The organism is Endozoicomonas sp. ONNA2, from assembly GCF_024606365.1.
Lineage (GTDB): Bacteria > Pseudomonadota > Gammaproteobacteria > Pseudomonadales > Endozoicomonadaceae > Endozoicomonas.
Genome location: NZ_JAHHPO010000901.1, coordinates 1 through 1,336, shown reverse-complemented (window position 1 = coordinate 1,336; position 1,336 = coordinate 1). Strand labels below are relative to the sequence as shown.

The 1,336-nt window shown below is 48.1% G+C and carries 1 protein-coding gene; it reads left to right on the top strand.

All coding sequences use genetic code 11. The features are described from left to right. Positions 1-83 precede the first annotated feature (83 nt). Positions 84-1,336 (top strand): C25 family cysteine peptidase (locus tag KDK14_RS16015; RefSeq protein WP_257266179.1); only part of this gene is annotated, 1,253 nt, incomplete at its 3' end.

The following is a 1,336-nucleotide window of genomic DNA, read 5'->3' as shown; positions in this document are numbered from 1 at the left end:
TTCGACAAGCTCAGGGTGAACGGAAATCGGGAACTTATTAAAAGACAATTCCTTACCACTGTATACGACCAGAGTTATGAAGCATGAAATACTTGACCCGAGCTTTCCAGACTTACCGGGACCTCGCTACCAGTCTGCGAAAAAGAAAAGCTAAACAAGTTTGGCTGGTTCTATTGATATCTCTACTATCCCTACAGCCAGCTTTTGCCGATATTCCCAAAGACAACCCTCAGCCAAATGCAACGGGTGTGGTAACCCTGCGTGGATGGGATGCGAAGCTGGGGCCAGGTATCACCTGGCAAGCGAGCGCCAAGTACTTATTGTTCAGCGGAAGTTCTGCTGGCTCTCAGGCAGAATGGACAATCAAAGGCCTGAAGAACATCGCTTACGATGTTAACCTCTTGCTTAGACATGTCCCCACCAGCTCTGCAGGTAAGAGCGTTCAGTTAAAAATCGGTCCGGAAACGCTTCAATTCACTCTGCCCCAGACCAGTGGCGACTTAACCACTATCAAATTAGGTACGGCTACGCCTGGCGAAGGAGAACACACAGCATTTTTAACAGGTTTAGACGACTACAATGACAGCTTGATGGAAGTCTATCGTATCGTCTTGACTCCAGATACGATCCAGCGCTGGTGGAATCCGCTTGGCCAAACCTGGGAGACAAAGAAAGTTCCTCTGATCTTTGGATCCCAATGGTATACCGGCAATGGTAACTTCGACATGCCATCACCAATGAAAGATGTGGACGATGCCCGTCTTAAACGTAAAGGCTATGCAATTGTAACCACTGAGAAGCTTAAACATAATCTGGCAAAGCTAAATGACTTTATCGCCCACAAAGAAGCCCTCGGCTTTAGTGTATATGTCGTCACAGAAAAAGATCACGGTGGCGGTCATGGTGCCTATGCTGCGGATAACATACGTACCTGGCTGCGTAATAACTATCAGAACAAGGATATTCTTTATGTTCTTATGGTCGGAGATCCCGATATTTACCAGGGCGATGTGCCGATGGCCATTGCCAAAGGCGGCATCTCACGTTTTGAACGCCAGGCCAGGGTCGATGCGGGTGAAGTCAAGGATTGGTATGAATATACCTATGGGGTAGCGGCTACTGACCATTATTACGTGGACCTGGTGAATGAAACGATTGATGCCGATGGCGATGGCATTCTCTACAGTAATGGCGATTGGGGTAAAGGGCATTCAGGGCAGTGGAGTGTACTCGTTGGGCGTATCCAGGTGGCGGGTGAAGGCAGTCAGTTTGGTAAATACAGTGATGTGGATGCGATCTTGCAGAAGTTTATCGACTACGAAAACGAGGCAGATAC